This is a genomic window from Barrientosiimonas humi (genome assembly GCF_006716095.1).
Lineage (GTDB): Bacteria > Actinomycetota > Actinomycetes > Actinomycetales > Dermatophilaceae > Barrientosiimonas > Barrientosiimonas humi.
On sequence record NZ_VFOK01000001.1, the window covers coordinates 2,183,442 to 2,200,721 of the forward strand.

14 protein-coding genes are annotated in these 17,280 nt (G+C 72.7%); 3 read left to right on the forward strand and 11 right to left on the reverse strand.

Translation table 11 applies throughout. The features are described from left to right. The first annotated feature begins 25 nt into the window (after positions 1-25). Together FB554_RS10210 and FB554_RS10215 are read left to right on the forward strand one after the other, a co-directional pair. Complete coding sequence (locus tag FB554_RS10210) at positions 26-727, forward strand: nucleotidyltransferase domain-containing protein (protein WP_142005862.1); 702 nt, start codon at positions 26-28, stop codon at positions 725-727. A gap of 75 nt (positions 728-802) precedes the next feature. Then, positions 803-3,331, forward strand: a complete 2,529-nt coding sequence (locus FB554_RS10215; RefSeq protein ID WP_142005863.1) for an HNH endonuclease signature motif containing protein — start codon at positions 803-805, stop codon at positions 3,329-3,331. Between the two features lie 199 nt (positions 3,332-3,530). On the opposite strand, the gene FB554_RS10220 is transcribed toward FB554_RS10215, so the two are convergent. The 8 genes from FB554_RS10220 to ahcY form a co-directional block, all read right to left on the reverse strand. Further along, the gene (locus FB554_RS10220) at positions 3,531-4,724 is read right to left on the reverse strand and encodes a winged helix-turn-helix domain-containing protein (protein WP_236022363.1); all 1,194 of its coding nucleotides are present in this window, start codon (positions 4,722-4,724) and stop codon (positions 3,531-3,533) included. Beyond that, on the reverse strand, positions 4,721-5,446 hold the full coding sequence (locus tag FB554_RS10225) for a response regulator (RefSeq protein ID WP_142005864.1): 726 nt from the start codon (positions 5,444-5,446) through the stop codon (positions 4,721-4,723). Before FB554_RS10225 ends, FB554_RS10220 begins: the two co-directional genes overlap by 4 nt. 49 nt (positions 5,447-5,495) lie before the next feature. Then, the gene (hpf, locus tag FB554_RS10230) at positions 5,496-6,149 is read right to left on the reverse strand and encodes a ribosome hibernation-promoting factor, HPF/YfiA family (RefSeq protein WP_142005865.1); all 654 of its coding nucleotides are present in this window, start codon (positions 6,147-6,149) and stop codon (positions 5,496-5,498) included. A 218-nt stretch (positions 6,150-6,367) separates the two neighbouring features. Beyond that, positions 6,368-7,063, reverse strand: coding sequence for a ComF family protein (locus tag FB554_RS10235; RefSeq protein WP_142005866.1), 696 nt, complete (start codon positions 7,061-7,063; stop codon positions 6,368-6,370). A 199-nt stretch (positions 7,064-7,262) separates the two neighbouring features. Continuing rightward, positions 7,263-9,116 carry an LpqB family beta-propeller domain-containing protein gene (locus FB554_RS10240; RefSeq protein ID WP_142005867.1) on the reverse strand — a complete coding sequence of 618 codons (1,854 nt, stop codon included), beginning with the start codon at positions 9,114-9,116 and terminating at the stop codon, positions 7,263-7,265. Further along, positions 9,113-10,834 carry an MtrAB system histidine kinase MtrB gene (gene mtrB, locus FB554_RS10245; RefSeq protein ID WP_236022364.1) on the reverse strand — a complete coding sequence of 574 codons (1,722 nt, stop codon included), beginning with the start codon at positions 10,832-10,834 and terminating at the stop codon, positions 9,113-9,115. Before mtrB ends, FB554_RS10240 begins: the two co-directional genes overlap by 4 nt. Positions 10,835-10,837: 3 nt before the next feature. After that, a complete protein-coding gene (gene mtrA, locus FB554_RS10250) occupies positions 10,838-11,515 on the reverse strand; it encodes an MtrAB system response regulator MtrA (RefSeq protein ID WP_142005868.1) in 678 nt (225 codons plus the stop codon). A gap of 282 nt (positions 11,516-11,797) precedes the next feature. After that, complete coding sequence (gene ahcY / locus FB554_RS10255; RefSeq protein ID WP_142005869.1) at positions 11,798-13,249, reverse strand: adenosylhomocysteinase; 1,452 nt, start codon at positions 13,247-13,249, stop codon at positions 11,798-11,800. Between the two features lie 202 nt (positions 13,250-13,451). On the opposite strand from ahcY, the gene FB554_RS10260 reads away from it, so the two are divergent. Beyond that, the gene (locus tag FB554_RS10260; RefSeq protein WP_142005870.1) at positions 13,452-13,943 is read left to right on the forward strand and encodes a hypothetical protein; all 492 of its coding nucleotides are present in this window, start codon (positions 13,452-13,454) and stop codon (positions 13,941-13,943) included. Positions 13,944-13,955: 12 nt separating this feature from the next. Here FB554_RS10260 and FB554_RS10265 read toward each other — a convergent pair whose 3' ends face one another. From FB554_RS10265 to FB554_RS10275, 3 genes are all read right to left on the reverse strand, one after another. Next, the gene (locus tag FB554_RS10265) at positions 13,956-14,738 is read right to left on the reverse strand and encodes a metallophosphoesterase family protein (RefSeq protein WP_142005871.1); all 783 of its coding nucleotides are present in this window, start codon (positions 14,736-14,738) and stop codon (positions 13,956-13,958) included. Positions 14,739-14,740: 2 nt separating this feature from the next. Further along, positions 14,741-15,682, reverse strand: coding sequence for a DUF808 domain-containing protein (locus FB554_RS10270; RefSeq protein WP_142005872.1), 942 nt, complete (start codon positions 15,680-15,682; stop codon positions 14,741-14,743). 202 nt (positions 15,683-15,884) lie between these two features. Continuing rightward, on the reverse strand, positions 15,885-17,267 hold the full coding sequence (locus FB554_RS10275; protein ID WP_142005873.1) for a mycothione reductase: 1,383 nt from the start codon (positions 17,265-17,267) through the stop codon (positions 15,885-15,887). Positions 17,268-17,280: the final 13 nt, after the last annotated feature.

The window sequence follows — 17,280 nt, forward strand, 5'->3', positions numbered from 1 at the left end:
CCGTGGATGACACAGACTTGCTCGCATGGACGCACCGTGGTCCGCACAGGCGGACGCCGTCACGCGGTTGTGCCAGGACAGGCTGCCCGGCCTGGTCGGGGTGTACGTCCACGGCTCGGCGGCACTGGGCGGGTTCGGACCGGGTTCTGACCTCGACGTGCTCGTGGTCGCCGAGGAGTCGGGGTGCGACGCCCACCTGGGGCAGGCCCTGCTGGCGGTGCCGGGCCGGCCGCTGGAGCTCTCGGTGGTGACGCCCGCCGCGGCAGCGCGGCCCGCGGCGCCGTGGCCGTTCGTCCTGCACGTGGCCGGCCCCGACCGGGTGATCACCGGGCTCGGCGCGGGCGACGAGGACCTGATCGCCCAATACGCCGTCGTCCGGCAGTCCGGTCTGCGCATCGCCGGTCCGCCCCCGGCCGAGGTCGTGGGGACGGTCGCGCGTGAGGTGCTGCTGGCGTACGTCGGGCGGGAGCTGCGCTGGGGGCTCGCCCAGGCCGACGAGCGCTACGCGGTGCTCAACGCATGCCGGGCGGTGGCGTACGTCCGCGACGGGGTGCTGCTCTCGAAGCTCGCCGGCGCCGACTGGTGGGCGGATCGCGAGAAGCCCGGCGAGGTCGTACGGCGGGCGCGGGCGGCGCAGCTGGCGGGAACCGACCTGGGCCCGACAGACGCCGCCGCGTGGGCGTTCGTGACGGCCGCCATCGCCGAGGTCGACAGCGCCCTCGGGTGAGGTCTGATCGCCAGATTTCCTTGGTTTGGCGGGGTTTTCGAGGGCTTGTCAGTGGTCGGTTCTAGGTTGTGTTGCATGGTCGATCTGGATGCTGCGGAGCACACCACGGGCGAGCTGCTCGCGGTGGCCTCGGCTGCGTTGCAGGCGGCCTACACGCGGGTCTCGGGTGGCATCGCGCCGGAGGCGGACCGGTCCGGGGAGGGTGAGCTGGACCCGGCGACGGTGCTGGCCCAGGTCGGGGCGCTGCACGAGCTGATCAATACTGCTTCGGCGGTGCAGACCCACCGGTTGGCCGAGCACGCCGCGACCGAGACGCACACGGTGTACGACCCGGAGTCCGGTCGGTCGACGTACACGCTGCGCAAGGGCCCGACCGGGCGGGTGCGCGACACCGCCGCGGCCGACCTGCAAGGGTTGCTCGCGCTGGGGCCGGTCACCGCCCGGCGGGTGCTGGCCCAGGCGGTCGAGGCGGTCGCGTTCTTCCCGCAGCTGGTCGATGCGATGGCCACCGGCGCACTGTCCCGGGCCCAGGTCGAGGCCGTGGGTGATGCGCTGGTCGACGTCGAACCCGCCCACCGGCGCAGCACCGCCCAGGGAGTGGAGCACCAGCTGCTGCTGCGCGGGATCGAGGACCTGCCCCCGTCCCGGCTGGGCAAGGTCGCCAAGGCCGCGGTCTACGCCGCCCGCCCCGAGGCCGAACCCGTCGCCCGGGAACGCGCCACCCGCGACCGGCTCGGGGTGTGGTTCTCCCCCGGCCCGCTGCCCGGGCTGAGCGTGATGAACGCGACCCTGCGCACCCACGACGCGGTCACCATGCAACAAGCCCTGGAAGCCCTCGCCTGGCGCTACCACACCACCGCCCGCAAGACCCACCACGAACAGCAGCAGCAGGACGCGCAGCAGCGGGACGCGCGCCAGGAGCAGCGGACCGGTGAGTGTGGCTGCTGCCCGCGCACCACCCACCGCCAGCCGTGCTGCGCATCGGGCGGGTTCGGCGCCGTGCACGACGCCGACTGCGACCCCGCCCGTCGCGCCGCCACCCAGGCCGCCGACGCGGCCGAGGACGTCCCGGTCGGCGCGCAAGGTGGAGAAAACCCCCTGCCCAAGCTCGGCGAGTGCCGCACCGACGCGCTGCGCGACCTGCTCATGGCCCAGGCCAGCATCGAGACCACCGCCACCCTCCTGGTCCCGATCATCCCCTTCCCCGCCACCCCGGCCGCAGAACCGAAACCGCCGGCAACACGGGCGCCTGCGCCGGTGGCAGAACCGCAACCGGAGACCCAGGATCCCAGCGTCCAGAAGACGACGGCACCGCCCGAGACGGTCACGCCGCGACCGGCCACGGACCCGTCACGACCGCCGAAACCTGTTGCCAACCCGACGGATCCGCCCCCGACGTGGAGGTTCGGTCCCGACGCTGCCCAGGCCGGACCGCCCAGGACAGGATCGGACCGGGCTCCTGCGACACCCGGCAGTGCTGGCGTGCCTGGAGTGCCCCCTGGCCCGCGGGAGCTGGTGTCTCGCGACCGGGTGGAGGAGCTGTTGGCCGACCTGCCCGACAAGGTCCCCGACCGTGTCCCTACCGCGTGGATGCACCGCGTCGCCGACCAGCTACGCCGCGCAGAACGCACCCGCTCCGTCGTCGAGGAAAGCCTCATCCGGCTCCTCGACCACCACGACATACCCACCGACCGCCCCGACAGCGACCCGCCGAGCAGCAACCACGCGCAGAACCTCCACGGCCTCGACCTCGACGGCCTCGACAAGCAGGCCCCTGGCCCGAGGCCGAGTCACGGACCCGACACGCGTCCCGCGCCGTCCGACGCCCCGCCCAAGGGCACGGCGCCGCGCGACGCCAGGCCGAGTCGTGGACCCGACACGCGTCTGGCACCGTCCGGCGCCCCGCCCGCGGTCACCGGTCCGCGCGGCAGGCTGACCATCGCCCACATGCCCGGCATGGTGCTGCTCGACCTCACCACGACCCGCAGCCCCGCTGCAGCCACGCCCGACCGCATGGCCAGGACACCCGGCGACCCCGGGGCGCCTGCTCCTGCCGCTGCCGAGCCCGGCGCCCCTGCCCCTGACGAGCACGATGAGTCGTTGCCGCCGATCCGCGACGTGCTCCACCGCCCCGGCAGCATCGACCACGTCCAGATCCCCGGCCTGGGCGTCATCCCCGCCGACGTCATCACCGCCATCCTGCGCGCCGGCAGCCTGACCCTGCGCCGCGCCCTGCTCGACACCACCACCGGCGCCCTGCTCACCGGCCCCTCCCCCGCCCGCACCCCCTACAAACCCAGCCACGCCCTGGCCGAGGCGATCCGGCTCCGCGACGGCACCTGCCGCTTCCCCGGCTGCACCCGCCCCGCCGAGCACGCCGACATCGACCACGTCAACCCCTACGACCCCGACAACCCCGACGCCCAGACCACCGGCAGCAACCTGCAGTGCCTGTGCCGCACCCACCACCGCGCCAAACAGTCCGGCGCCTGGACCGTCACCATGACCCCCGACGGCATCTGCACCTGGACCGCCATCACCGGCGAACAACGCTTCACCTACCCCCAGCACGCCGACCTCCTCGACGCCCCGCCACCCTTCTGAGCACCGACATCCTCTGGGCGCAGCCACCCTCTGGGCCCCGCCACCCTTCTGAGCACCGACACCCTCTGGGCGCAGCCACCCCGCTGAGGGACAGCAACGCCCCGGCAGAGGGGCAGCAAACGCCCTGACGGGGACAGCACGCCCGGACACGCCGGACGACGGGGCGTCCGGGCGCCCGGGCGTCCTGCCCTGAGCTCCCTCAGCTGACGACGTCGGTGAGCTCCAGCCAGTCGGCCATCAGCCGCAGCTGCTGGGCCAGGCCGGCGTGGGCGGCTGCCGGCGCGTCGGGTTCCCAGGTCACCTGCAGCGCCCGGAGCGTCGACGCCTTCCGGTCGGCCTTGAGATCGACCCGCGCGGCGAGCGAGTCGCCGTAGAGGAACGGCAGGACGTAGTAGCCCTCGGTCCGCTGGTGGGCAGGCGTGTAGATCGAGATGCGGTAGCGGAAGTCGTACAGCATCTCGGTGCGCTCGCGCTGCCACACCAGCGAGTCGAACGGACTGAGCAGCGCCTCCGCGTGCACGGCGCGCGGCCTGGCGGCGTCGGCATGCAGATAGGCGGGCCTGCTCCACCCATCGACCTCGCACGGGATCAGCTCGCCGTCGGCCACCAGCTGCGCGATCGCGGGGCGGGCCTGGGCCGACATGATCCGGAAGTAGTCGCGCAGGCACAGCTCCGTGCCGACCCCGTGGGCCCGGGCGGCGATCCGCACCAGCTCGAGGCACGCCTCCTCGGGCGAGGGTCGAGCCTCCGCCGAGACCGCTTGCGCAGCAAGGTGTCTCGGCAGCACCTGCTCCGGCAGGGCGTAGCGGCGCTCGAACTGGGCCGTACGCCCCGCGCTGCTGATCTCGCCCGACCAGAACAGGAACTCCAGCACCCGTTTGACCTCCGACCAGTTCCACCCCCAGTGCTCCTTGGCCCGGGGCTGGTCGTGCGCCAACCGACGCTCGCACTCGCGAGAAGTCAGCGGTCCGTGCGCCGCGACCTCCTCGCGCACCAGCGGGATCAGGTCGGGGCGCTCGTGCACGATGCTGCGCATCCCGCCCCACGCCCGTTCCCGTGCCCACTGCATCCGGAAGTCCAGCAGCGGCCAGGTGTCGGGCGGGACCAGGCTGGCCTCGTGCGCCCAGTACTCCACCAGCCGCCGCGGCGCCCGGTCGCGGGCGCGGTCGACCAGGGCGGTGTCGTAGGGCCCGAGCCGGGAGAAGAACGGCAGGTAGTGGCTGCGGCACACCACGTTGACCGAGTCGATCTGCACCACGCCCACCCGGTCGATCACGCGCTGCACCTGGCGCATCGTGGCAGCGCCAGGATCAGGTTTCGGGTCGCGAAAACCTTGTGCTGCCAACGCAATACGGCGTGCAGCAGCCTTGGACATGCGGAGCGGACGGGTCATCGGGCCTCGTCGTCGACGGGCTCGTCGGGCACGAGGCCGGCGCGGACGGCGTACATCGCCGCCTCGACGCGAGAAGACAGCTCGAGCTTCTCGAGGATGCTGCGCACGTGGTTCTTCACGGTGTTCTCCGAGATGAAGAGCTCGTCGCCGATCCCCTTGTTGCTCAGCCCGCGCGCGACGAGGACGAGCACCTCACGCTCACGCTCGGTGAGCGCGCCGTGCGGCTCCGGCGGCTCGGGTCGTGGCGGCTCGCTGCGCAGCAGGCTGGCGTAGCTCGACATGAGCCGTCCGGCCATCGCCCCGGACAGCTGCGACTCGTGCCGGCTGGTTCCGCGGATCGCGGCGACCAGCTCGTCGGGGCCGACGTCCTTGAGCAGATAGCCGGTGGCCCCGGCGCGCACCGCGTCGGTGAGGTCGTCGGCGTCGTCGGAGGCGGTGATCATCAGCACCTGCGACAGCGGCGAGGACGCCTTGACCGCGGCGCACGCCTCGATGCCGCTGCCCCCGGGCAGGTAAATGTCCATCAGCACCACGTCGGGGCGCTGCTCGGCGGCGAGCCGCACCGCCTGCTCGGCGGTCTCGGCCTCGCCCACGACCTCGATGTCGGCCTCGAGCTCGAGCACCGTGGAGATGCCGCGTCGGTAGAGATTGAAGTCGTCGACGACCAGGACCCGGATGAGCCCGGTGTCCTGGCCGTCGACGGCGGGTCCGCGGTGCGCCATCAGCGACGCCGTGAACGCATCGCGCGAGACCCTGGGCGCCAGGGTGGCGTCATGCGGTCTCGCTCTGCTGCGGCTCGGGACGCGAGGACTCGTCGACCTCGAGGTGGATCACGCCGTAGCTCCAGCCGCGGCGGCGATAGACGACGGAGGCCCGGTCGGTGTCCACGTCGTGGTAGAGGAAGAAGTCGTGCCCGACGAGCTCCATCTGGCTCAGCGCCTCGTCCAGGCTCATCGGGTGACTCTGGTGCACCTTCTCGCGCAGTCGCACGGGGCAGTCCTCGTCACCCCCGACCTTGGCGGCATCCGGGCGTACGGCCGGCTCACCATCGGCCTGCGCCGGATCCGGCTGGGCGAGCGCGGCGGTGGCCTCGGCCACCGAGAGCGGCGTCTGACGGCCGCGGTGCACCCGGCGCTTGTCGTGCTGGCGGCGCAGACGCTCCAGCAGCTTGGTCATGGCGAGGTCGAGCGCGGCGTACTCCTCGTCGGCGCTCGCCTCGGCGCGCACCACGGCGCGCCTGGCCCGGCAGGTGATCTCGACCCGCTTGGCGGCCTTGGCCTGCCGGGGGTTGGGTTCGTGGGTCACCACCACGTCGCATCGGATGACCCGTGAGTCGAGCTGGCCGACCTTGGCCAGCTTCTCCTCGATGTGTCGGCGGAATCGATCGGGGACCTCAGCGTGACGTCCCGTGACCGTGATCTCCATGGGCAACCTCCTGGTGCGAACGCATGATTGACGAAAGGGCTGTCCAGGCCCGGTCAGAGTGAGCGGGCGGCACCCTCCAGCGTCGGGAGGAGGGGGTGGTCACCGGGCACCTCCCAAGGCGGAACCGGTTGCGGCTCGACACCTCGGGGACCGCTGCGGGCTGGCAGCAGGTGCTCCATGACGTCACGGTAGTCGACCCGGAGCAGAGCGTCCACGAATCACCCCGACGGGCGTCCGCGACGCACGGTGGAGGCGATCACGGCGGCGTGCACGGAGGCCGCACCGGCGGCCCGGACGGCGCGCGCGGCCTCGGTCAGCGTGGCTCCGGTCGTGACGATGTCGTCGGCGAGCACGACCGCGCACCCGGTCAGGTCGCGCGTCACCGCGAGCGCCCCGGCCAGGTTGCGCGCCCGCGCGCTCGCGCCGAGACCGGCCTGGTCGCGCACGGCACGCCGCACCCGCAGCGCGCGCCGCGCCACGGGCAACGACTCCCCCGCGAGCGCGTGCCGCACCACCTCCTCCCACGGGTCCCGGCCCCGTTCGCGCCAGGCACGTGCCGACGACGGCGCAGGGATCACGACCACGCGCCGCTCGAGCAGCGCCGCGCGCAGCACCGGGTCGCCCTCGACCGCACCCGCGAGCGACCGCCGCCACAGCCCCGCGAGCAGCGGCAGCAGCGCGAGCCGGCCGTGGTCCTTGTGGGCGACGATCGCCTGGCGCACGGCCCCGTCGTACGCCAGCAGCGTCCACACCGGCGGCAGCCCCGCCGGCGGCGGGCACACCCGAGCCAGGTGCGGCCCGGCCCGAGCCGCGCGGGCGATCTCGGCGCGGCACCCCGGGCACAGGTGCGCCCGCCGCGCCCCGCACCCGACGCAGTCGACCGGCGCGACCAGGTCGGCCAGCTCGCGCAGCACGGGTCGAGTCCAGCGGGCGCGCGCCGGGTGCGCGAGGACGTACGGCGGGCCTGTGGACGGGCGCGGGAGCGGCGGCGGGGGTGTGGACGACGGCGCGCGCGGGCGCGTACGCCGGGCTGGCGGGCACTCGGGCGGCGCGGGTGTCGACGACGGCGTCCGCGGGGCGTACGACGGACTGGCGAGCAACCGCCCGGGCGCGCTACGGCGCGGGCGCCACCACGTCGTCGCCCTGGTCGAAGACCTCCCAGCTGCGCCCCTCGCGGGCCAGCACGGTGCCGCGGTCGGTGACGACGAAGACGCGGTCCTGCGGGATCGAGCTGCCCACCACGGCGGTCGCGCCGGGCGCCGGGCCGAGCGGCTGGGCGAGCCCGCTCAGCGGGACCATGATCGGCTCGACCCGCTCCGGGCTGGAGGGCATCCGGCCGAGGACGCCGAGGGTCGTCTCGTCGGCCCAGGTGACCGACGACAGGTCGCTGATCGCCGGGTTGACGACGACGGGCGTGCCGAGGCTGTCGACCTCGCCGCTGCTGTCGCGCACGATGCCCGACAGCAGCAGGCTGGTGCGCCGGGTGGAGCGGTCGCGCACCACCAGCGCCAGCCGCGCGCTCTCCGGCGAGACCGCGAGCGCGACCACGTCGCGCTGCCCGAGCCAGGGCGCGGTCACCGGCTGCGGCTGCGCCTGCTGCACGGGCTGGCGGGTGTCGATCACCCAGATCGTCGGCGGTCCCGTCGTGGGGTTCTCTGCCGCCGGCCGGCCGCCGGACTGGCCGGGTCCGGCGGCGGTCAGCGCCTGCCCGGCGACCCACAGGTCGTTCTGCCCGTCGTACGCCGGCCGCACCAGCTGCGTCCCGAACGACGGTCGCGACGTCAGCTTCCCGGCGATCCACCGGCCCAACGTCTTGCGGTCGCCCGCGATCGCCGCGATCTCCCGGCCGCGGGAGTCGCCGGCGAGCTGGTACCACTGCGACGGGATCGTCGGCAGCGGTTCGCGGTCGGTGGGGGTCGGGGCCGGGCGCCGAGAGTCGTTGTCGTTGTTGTTCCACACCAGCTTGGCGTCCTTGCGCACGATCACCGGGCCGCTGGGGGCCGGGACCACGGAGTAGTCGAGGTCCTCGACGGAGGAGTCGGGCCCCATCCCGGGCGCCTCGAGGCGGGCACTGCCCACCATGAGCTGCACCCGGCTCACCCCCGGCGCCTGGCTCAGCGTCTGCAGCATCGCGGCCCACAGCGCCTCACGATCCAGCGGGCTGGCGCCGAGCGCCTCGCGCGACAGCGTCACCGTCGCCGTGCGGTCGGTGGCCGAGACGGGCACCGCGTTGGGCTGCAGCCGCGTGCCCGCGGGCAGCCGGTTGCGCACGACACCGGTCAGCCAGGTGGGCGGCGCACCGATGACGGCGCGCGCCAGCGCGGTGGTCATGCCGGCCTCGGGGAACCAGCGGACGTCGGGCAGCAGCACCTTCGGGCCGTTCTGCGAGGCGAAGTAGACCCGCTTCGGCTGATAGAGCCGTTCGAAGTCGGCGACGCTCAGCCACAGCCCGAGGTCGTCGGGCACCGAGGTCACCCGCCAGGCGCCCCCCGCCACCTGCGATACCCCGAGCTGCAGGGTGCGACGCTCCTCGGTGGGCAGCTGCGTCACGTGCCCCTCGGGGTCGACCTGGGCCTCGGCGACGGCCGTCACGACGACGCGGCCCCCGGCGATGCGGCGGGCGCTGAGGTTGCTGCTGCTCAGCAGCAGGATGCCCTGGTCGGGGCTCCACCCGTCCAGCGCGGTGCCGGCGAGGTACTGCCGCGCCGTCGCGAACCCCTCCGGCACCCCGTTGTGCGCCCGGATGAACCCGGCCGCGATCTCCTCCGGCCCGGCGTCGACACCCGGCGGCTCGGGCTCCACGACGATTGCCGGACGCTGGTCGGCGTTGTCGACGGTCAGGCGCGGCTCGACCTCGCTGTCGCGCGGCAGGCCCGTGCACCCGGTGAGCAGCAGGAGCAGCGCGGTGAGCGCGGCCAGGAGCGCACCGCCGGAAAGGCCGAGGGGCGTACGTCCGCGGCGGCTCATCGCAGACGCACCTCCTCAGGGATCACGATCGGGCCGGTCGCGTCGCCGTCAGGGACCAGCCGCACCGGGGAGCGCTTGATCGGCTCGCCCTTGGTGCGCGGCAGGGTGAGCCGGAAGCAGGAACCCTCGCCCAGCTCGCCCCAGGCCTGCAGCCACCCGTCGTGCAGCCGGGCGTCCTCGAGCGCGATCGACAGCCCGAGGCCGGTGCCGCCGGTGGTGCGCGCCCGCGCGGGGTCGGCCCGCCAGAACCGGCTGAACACCATCGACGCGTCGCCCGGCTTCATGCCGACGCCGTGGTCGCGCACCGCGACGGCGACGGCGGTGGCGCCGGCCGCGACGGTGATCTCGACGGGTTTGCCCTCGCTGTGCTCGATGGCGTTGGTGACGAGGTTGCGCACGATGCGCTCGACGCGGCGCTGGTCCATCTCGGCCGTGGCCGGGCGCGGGGCGTCGACCGTGATGGAGGTGCCGGCGCGCTCGGCGAGCGTGGCCGAGGCGTCGACGACCCGGCCGACGATGTCGCGCAGGTCGACCTGGGTGAGCTCGAGGTTGGCGGCGCCGGCGTCGAACCGGCTGATCTCGAGCAGGTCGGTGAGCAGCGACTCGAAGCGGTCGAGCTCCTTGTGCAGCAGCTCGGCGGACCGGGCGGCCGGGGCGGTGAAGTCGTCGCGGCTGGCGTGCAGCAGGTCGGCGGCCATCCGGATCGTGGTGAGCGGGGTGCGCAGCTCGTGCGACACGTCGGAGGTGAACCGCTGCTGCACGACCGACAGGTCCTCGAGCTGGCGGATCTGCTGCTGCAGGTTGCCGGCCATGCCGTTGAACGAGGTCGCCAGGCGGGCCAGGTCGTCCTCGCCCTGCACCCGCATGCGCTCGTTGAGCGCACCCGCCGACAGCCGCTCCGCGACGTGCCGCGCCTGCCGGACGGGGCTCACGACCATCCGGGTCACCATGTACGCCAGGCCACCGAGGATCGCGACCAGCGCCACGCCACCCAGGAAGAACGAGCGCCGCACGATGTCGAGCGTCTCCAGCTCCTGGTCCATCGGGTAGATCAGATAGAGGTCGTACGCCCCCGAGTTGGGGATGCTGACCCGCGAGCCGATGAGCACGGCCGGCACCTGGCGCCCGTCGACGTCGATCGTGATGATCTTCGACTGCTGGTGGGTGGGGTCGGCGCGCAGCGCCTCCCGGATGTCCTGCGGCACGACGCTGGTGGAGGTGCTCTCGCTGGCGACCGGCGGCACCGACTGGGTCGTGTTGTCGAGCGCCCGGATGAGCACCGCCCGCCGCGACAGGTCGTCGGCCGACGAGACGTCGCTGACGCTGTCCTCGGCTGCCTGGCCGAGCGTGCTCGCGTCGGTCTTCTCGACCTCGGCGAGGATGCGCTGCGCGTCGCCCCGGCGGGCCGCGGCGTCCTGCTCGGAGGTGCGCAGCTTGGCGCTGACCAGCCCGTCGGCGACCCGCTGGTACATGAACGAGCCGAGCGCGAACGTCAGCAGCATGCCGAGCAGCATGGTGATCGTCATGACGCGCAGGTGCAGCGAGCGACGCCAGGGGCGCAGCAACGAGCGCAGGGCGCGACGGACGTACCAGCCCGTGCGCATCCGGGTCAGGCGCAGCCGGTCGCCGAGGGTGGGGTCGGGCAGCGGCGGTGACGCGGGCCGAGAGCCGACCGGGGCGCCGGCCGCGGCGCCCTCGTCGGTCTCAGCGGTGGACATGGGCTAGCGCGACCCCGCCTTGTAGCCGACCCCGCGCACGGTCAGGACGATCTCGGGGTGCTCGGGGTCGCGCTCGATCTTGGAGCGCAGCCGCTGCACGTGCACGTTGACCAGGCGGGTGTCGCCGGCGTGGCGGTATCCCCAGACCTGCTCCAGCAGCACCTCGCGGGTGAAGACCTGCCACGGCTTGCGGGCCAGCGCGACGAGCAGGTCGAACTCCAGCGGCGTGAGCGAGATCGGCCGCCCCTCGCGGGTGACGCTGTGGCCGGCGACGTCGATCGACAGGTCGCCGATGGTCAGCTTCTCGGGCTCGGGCTCGTCGCCGCGGCGCAGCCGGGCGCGCACCCGCGCCACGAGCTCCTGCGGCTTGAACGGCTTCGTGACGTAGTCGTCGGCGCCGGACTCCAGCCCCAGCACCACGTCGACGGTGTCGGTGCGGGCGGTCAGCATGATGATCGGGGTCAGTGCCTCGGCCCGGATGCGACGGCACACCTCGACCCCGTCGATGCCCGGCAGCATCACGTCGAGCAGCACCACGTCGGGCTTGCTGTCGCGGAAGGCCTGCACCGCGAGCGAGCCGTCGGCGACGTGGGTGACCTCCAGCCCCTCGTTGTGCAGGATGATGCCCAGCATCTCCGCGAGGGCGGGGTCGTCGTCGACGACGAGTACGCGACCGTTCACGTGGCGTTCCTTCCCAGACTGTCCGTGAGCCGTTGCCCGGATATCTTCACACGCGCCGCTGGGGATCCCCGGCACCAGCAGGCCGTGCCGTGAGTGTGCACGAGTGGCCCATGCCGTACGCACCCGGTGGGCGCATCGCGCACTCTCACCAAGAACCACGGGGAGAGCCGCCCCGTACGCCGGCGGACGGCCGCGAGGCGACGACCAAGACTGAGGCGCCCGGCCACGGGACGAAGTCCCAGGCCGGGCGCCTCAGTCTTGCGAGGAGCCGAAGCAGAAGGCTCAGTACCGGTAGTGCTCGGGCTTGTACGGGCCCGCCACGTCGACACCGATGTAGTCGGCCTGCTCCTTGGTCAGCTCGGTGAGGCGTACTCCCAGCGCGTCCAGGTGCAGCCGGGCCACCTTCTCGTCGAGGTGCTTGGGCAGGACGTAGACCTGCTTGTCGTACTCGCCCGGCTTGGTGAACAGCTCGATCTGGGCGATCGTCTGGTTCGCGAACGAGTTGGACATGACGAACGACGGGTGGCCGGTGGCGTTGCCCAGGTTCATCAGGCGGCCCTCGGAGAGCACGATGATCGAGTGCTCGGGGCGGTCGCCGCTGGCCGGGAAGGTCCACTCGTGCACCTGCGGCTTGATCTCGGTCTTCTTGACGCCCTCGATCTTGGCCAGGCCGGCCATGTCGATCTCGTTGTCGAAGTGGCCGATGTTGGCGACGATCGCCTTGTCCTTCATCTGCACCATGTGCTCGGCGGTGATGACGTCGAAGTTGCCGGTGGTGGTGACGAAGATGTCGCCCTCGGCGAGCACGTCCTCGAGCCGCGCGACGCGGTAGCCCTCCATCGCGGCCTGCAGCGCGCAGATCGGGTCGATCTCGGTGACGACGACGCGGGCGCCCTGGCCGGCGAGCGACTGGGCGCAGCCCTTGCCGACGTCGCCGTAGCCGCACACCACGGCGACCTTGCCGCCGATGAGCACGTCGGTGGCGCGGTTGAGGCCGTCGATGAGGCTGTGGCGGCAGCCGTACTTGTTGTCGAACTTGGACTTGGTGACCGAGTCGTTGACGTTGATCGCCGGGAAGAGCAGGTCACCGGTCTTGGCCAGCTCGTAGAGCCGGTGCACGCCGGTGGTGGTCTCCTCGGTGACGCCCTTGATGCCGGCGCCGATCTTGGTCCACTTCTGCGGGTCGTCGGCCATGGTGCGGCGGACGAGCTCCTTGAAGACGGCGAACTCCTCGGAGTCCTCGTCGGTGGTGGGCGGCACCTGGCCGGCCTGCTCCCACTCCATGCCCTTGTGCACGAGCATGGTGGCGTCGCCGCCGTCGTCGAGGATCATGTTCGGCCCGTCGCCGCCGGGCCAGGTGAGGATCTGGTTGGTGCAGTCCCAGTACTCCTCGAGCGTCTCGCCCTTCCAGGCGAACACCGGGACGCCCTGCGGGTCCTCGGGGGTGCCGTCGGGGCCGACGACCGCGGCGGCCGCGGCCTCGTCCTGGGTGGAGTAGATGTTGCACGAGGCCCAGCGCACCTCGGCGCCCAGCGCGGTGAGGGTCTCGATGAGCACCGCGGTCTGCACGGTCATGTGCAGCGAGCCGGCGATCTTGGCGCCCTTGAGCGGCTGGCTCTCGGAGAACTCCTCGCGGATGGACATCAGGCCCGGCATCTCGTGCTCGGCCAGGCGCAGCTGGTGCCGGCCCGCCTCGGCGAGCGACAGGTCGCGGACCTTGTGGTCGAAGGACATGTGAAAAGAACTCCTCGTGTTCCGGGTCCCCGGCGCGCCCTTCTGGGCCATCCGCGGGTTATCACCCACGCCGGCGCCCTCCAGGTTAGCGAGTTCGTACGTCCGCGCCGACTCCGCGGTCACGCTCACCCTGCGTGGGGTGGTGGAGGTGGTGGACTAGCGGCGAGAGTGATCGGCATCGCAGCCCGACCCGAGGAGAGCCATGAGCGAGCAGGACCCGCAGCAGCCCACGTCGGAGACGCAGGCGCCCGAGCAGGAGCCGCCGGCGACGCCCGAGCAGGACGCGCGGAACGAGGAGGCGCGCGAGACGCAGGACGCGCCGCGCGACGACGTGCCCCAGCAGCCGGTGACCGACCGCGAACCCACCCGCCAGGAGCGCGCCGGCGACATGGACGAGGAGCTCAAGGTCGACGTCGACCGCGACAAGATGGCCGAGTGGGACAAGGTGCGCGACGAGTACTCCACCGACTCCGGTCAGGAGCCCGCGCGACCGATCTTCAGCGACGAGGGCACCCCGCGGCGCGACGAGCGTGACGACGACGAGGGCGACGATGACGAGGGCGACGCCGGCCCGACCGCGGGCGAGCGGCAGTCCTCCGGCGCCGACCGCGCGGCCGACGAGGAGGCCCAGTCCGACGCCGGCGACGCGCCGACCGAGACCGCGCCGGGCACGGGCGGCGACGACGCCCGCTGAGGCCGCGGCGCCTCAGCCGCGGTGGTACGCCGGAGCCAGCCCCCGGCGTACGTCACCGCGGTAGCGGCGATCGCGCAGCTCGGCGACGTAGAGGTCGTGCTCGGGGGCGCCCAGCCGGCGCGAGACCTCGAGCTCGGCCTCGACGTCGTAGGGCACCCGCACGAACTGGATGCCGAACGGCGCGGGGTCGGGGCTGTCGAGCACGCCCTCGAGGACGACGTACAGCGGGACGCCGTCGTCGAGCGGGTTGCCGACACTGCCGGTGTTGAACAGCGTCTTGCCGAGGTCGACCTCGAGGAAGCTGTCGTGGGTGTCGCCGTAGCCCACGACGTCGGGCTCGGGGCCCGCGCCGGTGGCCTCGGTGGCGGCGAACATGCCGAGGAACTCCTCGCCGTCGTGGTCGAAGCGCACCCGGCGGTGCACCGAGCCGGCCGAGGCGTGGAAGAGCCGGACCCGCCGGCCGCTCATCGTGAAGTCGTGGCAGAACGGCAGCCCGCGCAGCCACTCCCCCTGGCCCGGCGCGAGCTGGTCGAGCCACCAGCGCAGCGACGGGTCGGCCGGGTCGCCCCACATCTGCGGCGCCGGGAGGAAGTCGTCCCAGTTGCCGAGGAGGTTGACCTCGCAGACCTCCTGGCAGCGCTGCACCACCTCGCGGCCGCGCGGACCCTTCCCGACGTAGTCGCCCAGGTTGAAGATCCTGGTCAGCCCGCGCGCCTCGATGTCGGCGAGCACCGCCTCCAGCGCCGTCAGGTTGCCGTGGACGTCGGAGATCAGCGCGACGCGGTCGAGCGGCACGCTCAGTGCGTCCCGGCCTCGGCCTTGGCCCCCCGCTTGGGGACGAAGTGCATGATCGTCACGATGATCGCGCCGACGATGACGCCGAGGATCGCCGAGCCGATGGTGTTGACGATCCAGCCGAGGATGCCGCCGATCCCGCCCACGCCCTCGGCGGCGACCTGCACGTGGTGCACGAGGTCGTACGGCAGGGTGAAGCCGAGCTCGTCGAAGCCGACCAGCAGGATGTGCCCGCCGACCCAGATCATGGCGGCGACACCGACGACCGACAGGGTGGTGAGCAGCTTCGGCATGGCGGCGACGAGGCCGGCGCCGAAGCGCTGCTGCAGCCGGGAGGACTTCTGGCTCATGCTCAGGCCGATGTCGTCCATCTTCACGATGAACCCGACGACGCCGTAGACCAGCGCGGTGATCGCGATCGCGACGATGACCAGGGTGATCGCGCGACGCACGAACGGCTCGTTCGCGATGGTGTTGAGCGAGATGACCATGATCTCGGCCGACAGGATGAAGTCGGTGCGCACGGCGCGCGCGACGATGGTGTCCTCGTCGGTCTCGGCCGCCTCGGACTCCTTGGCCTCCTGGTGGCCGGAGATCCGCTCCCAGATCTTCTCGACGCCCTCGTAGCACAGGTAGGCACCGCCGAGCATGAGCAGCGGCGTGAGCAGCCACGGCAGGAACTGGCTGAGCAGCAGCGCCACCGGCGTGATGATCAGCAGCTTGTTGCGCAGCGAGCCCTTGGCGATCCGCTTGATGATCGGGAGCTCGCGCTCGGCCGCGAGGCCCTGGACGTAGCGCGGCGTGACGGCGGTGTCGTCGACGATGACACCGGCGGCCTTGGCGCTGGCGCGGCCCGCGGCGGCGCCCACGTCGTCGATCGAGGCCGCGGCCGCCTTGGCGAGCACGGCGACGTCGTCGAGCAGCGCGAACAGTCCCCCGGCCATCAGCGCACCACCGGGCGGGCCGCGCGGGTGCTGGACGGGAGGGAGGACGAGAGGTCGGTCAGTGCCACGGCGCTCAGCCTAGCCAGCCGAGGGCGTACGCCGCGCGCACCGACCGCGCGTGCGTCCGGTCCGCGCGGGGCGGGGGAGGTCGGGTCGGACGGGTGCCAGGTCGGACGGGTGCCGGGTCAGACCGGGTGCCGGGTCAGACCGGGTGCTGCGGCAGGTCGAGCCCGAGCAGCGCGTTCTCCAGCACCTCGGCCATGGCCGGGTGGATCCAGTACTGCCCGCGCGCCATGTCAGCGGCCCTGAGCCCGAAGGTCAGCGCCTGGATCGCCGGCTGGATGACGGTGGTCGCGTCGGGGCCCATGATGTGCGCGCCGAGCAGCAGCCCGGAGCGCTGGTCGGCGACCAGCTTCACGAAGCTCGTGGTGTCCTCCATCGCCCAGCCGTAGGCGGTGTCGCCGTACATCTGGGTCTTGGTGGTCACCGCGAAACCCTGGTCGCGCGCCTGCTGCTCGGTGAGCCCGACCGTCGCGATCTGCGGGTGGCTGAACACGCCGGACGGGACGAAACGGTGGTCGAACGGGCGCAGGTCGTCGGGGTGGGTGAGGTTGTACGCCACTCGCCGCGCCTCGTGGTTGGCGACGTGCTTGAGCTGGAAGTCGCTGCTGACGTCGCCGAGCGCCCAGACGCCCTCGGCGGTGGTGCGGCCGTAGGCGTCGACCCGGACCCGACCGTCGTCGGTGGTCGCGACCCCGGCGGCCTCGAGGCCGAGGCCGAGGGTCGACGGCTCGCGGCCGGTCGCGACGAGCAGCAGGTCGGCCTCGACCTCGGTGCCGTCGTCGAGCCCGAGCCGCACCTGCGTCGCGTCGCCGCTCGCCTGCACGACGTGGCGGCCGAGCCGCACGTCCCACTGCTTGACCGCCAGCTCGGTGAAGGCCGTGGCGATCTCGTCGTCGAGGTGGCGCAGCATGCGGTCGCCGCGCGCGACGATCGTGACCTCGACGCCGAGGGAGGAGAAGACGTGGGCGAACTCCGAGGCGATGAAGCCCGCGCCGACGATCGCCATCCGCCGCGGCAGCCGGTCGATGCGCATGATCGTGTCGCTGGTGTGGAACGGCACGCCCGACCGCAGGATCACGTCGGGCGCCACCGCGTGCGAGCCGGTGGCGATGACCACCTGGGTGCCGGTGATCGTCTCGGCGCCGCCGGGGAGGTCGACCGAGACCTCCCGCGGCCCGGTGAAGGTGCCCCGGCCGAGATAGGCCGTGGTGTTCGGCCCGTTGACGCGGTAGTCCTTGCCGGCGTCGGAGATCGGGTCGATGCGGCCGAAGATCCGGTCGCGGATGTCGCGCCAGCGCACGTCGTCGAGCGTGGAGTCGACGCCGTAGCGGTCGGAGTCACGCACCGTCGTCGCGACCTCGGCGGCGTAGACGAACATCTTGGTCGGGATGCATCCGACGTTGAGGCAGGTGCCGCCGAAGATGCCGTCCTCGACGATCGCCACCTTCTTGCCGTCGAAGGCGGGGGTCACCAACGAGTTGCCCGAGCCGCTGCCGATGATGACCAGGTCGTAGTGCGTCACGCCCTTCAGGGTA

What these genes read in the sequence shown, in the direction of transcription:
- FB554_RS10210 (WP_142005862.1), top strand. Translation starts at nt 26, where the DNA reads ATGGACGCACCGTGGTCCGCACAGGCGGACGCCGTCACGCGGTTGTGC.
- FB554_RS10215 (WP_142005863.1), top strand. Translation starts at nt 803, where the DNA reads ATGGTCGATCTGGATGCTGCGGAGCACACCACGGGCGAGCTGCTCGCG.
- FB554_RS10220 (WP_236022363.1), bottom strand. Translation starts at nt 4,724, where the DNA reads ATGACCCGTCCGCTCCGCATGTCCAAGGCTGCTGCACGCCGTATTGCG.
- FB554_RS10225 (WP_142005864.1), bottom strand. Translation starts at nt 5,446, where the DNA reads ATGGCGCACCGCGGACCCGCCGTCGACGGCCAGGACACCGGGCTCATC.
- hpf (WP_142005865.1), bottom strand. Translation starts at nt 6,149, where the DNA reads ATGGAGATCACGGTCACGGGACGTCACGCTGAGGTCCCCGATCGATTC.
- FB554_RS10240 (WP_142005867.1), bottom strand. Translation starts at nt 9,116, where the DNA reads ATGAGCCGCCGCGGACGTACGCCCCTCGGCCTTTCCGGCGGTGCGCTC.
- mtrB (WP_236022364.1), bottom strand. Translation starts at nt 10,834, where the DNA reads ATGTCCACCGCTGAGACCGACGAGGGCGCCGCGGCCGGCGCCCCGGTC.
- ahcY (WP_142005869.1), bottom strand. Translation starts at nt 13,249, where the DNA reads ATGTCCTTCGACCACAAGGTCCGCGACCTGTCGCTCGCCGAGGCGGGC.
- FB554_RS10260 (WP_142005870.1), top strand. Translation starts at nt 13,452, where the DNA reads ATGAGCGAGCAGGACCCGCAGCAGCCCACGTCGGAGACGCAGGCGCCC.
- FB554_RS10270 (WP_142005872.1), bottom strand. Translation starts at nt 15,682, where the DNA reads ATGGCCGGGGGACTGTTCGCGCTGCTCGACGACGTCGCCGTGCTCGCC.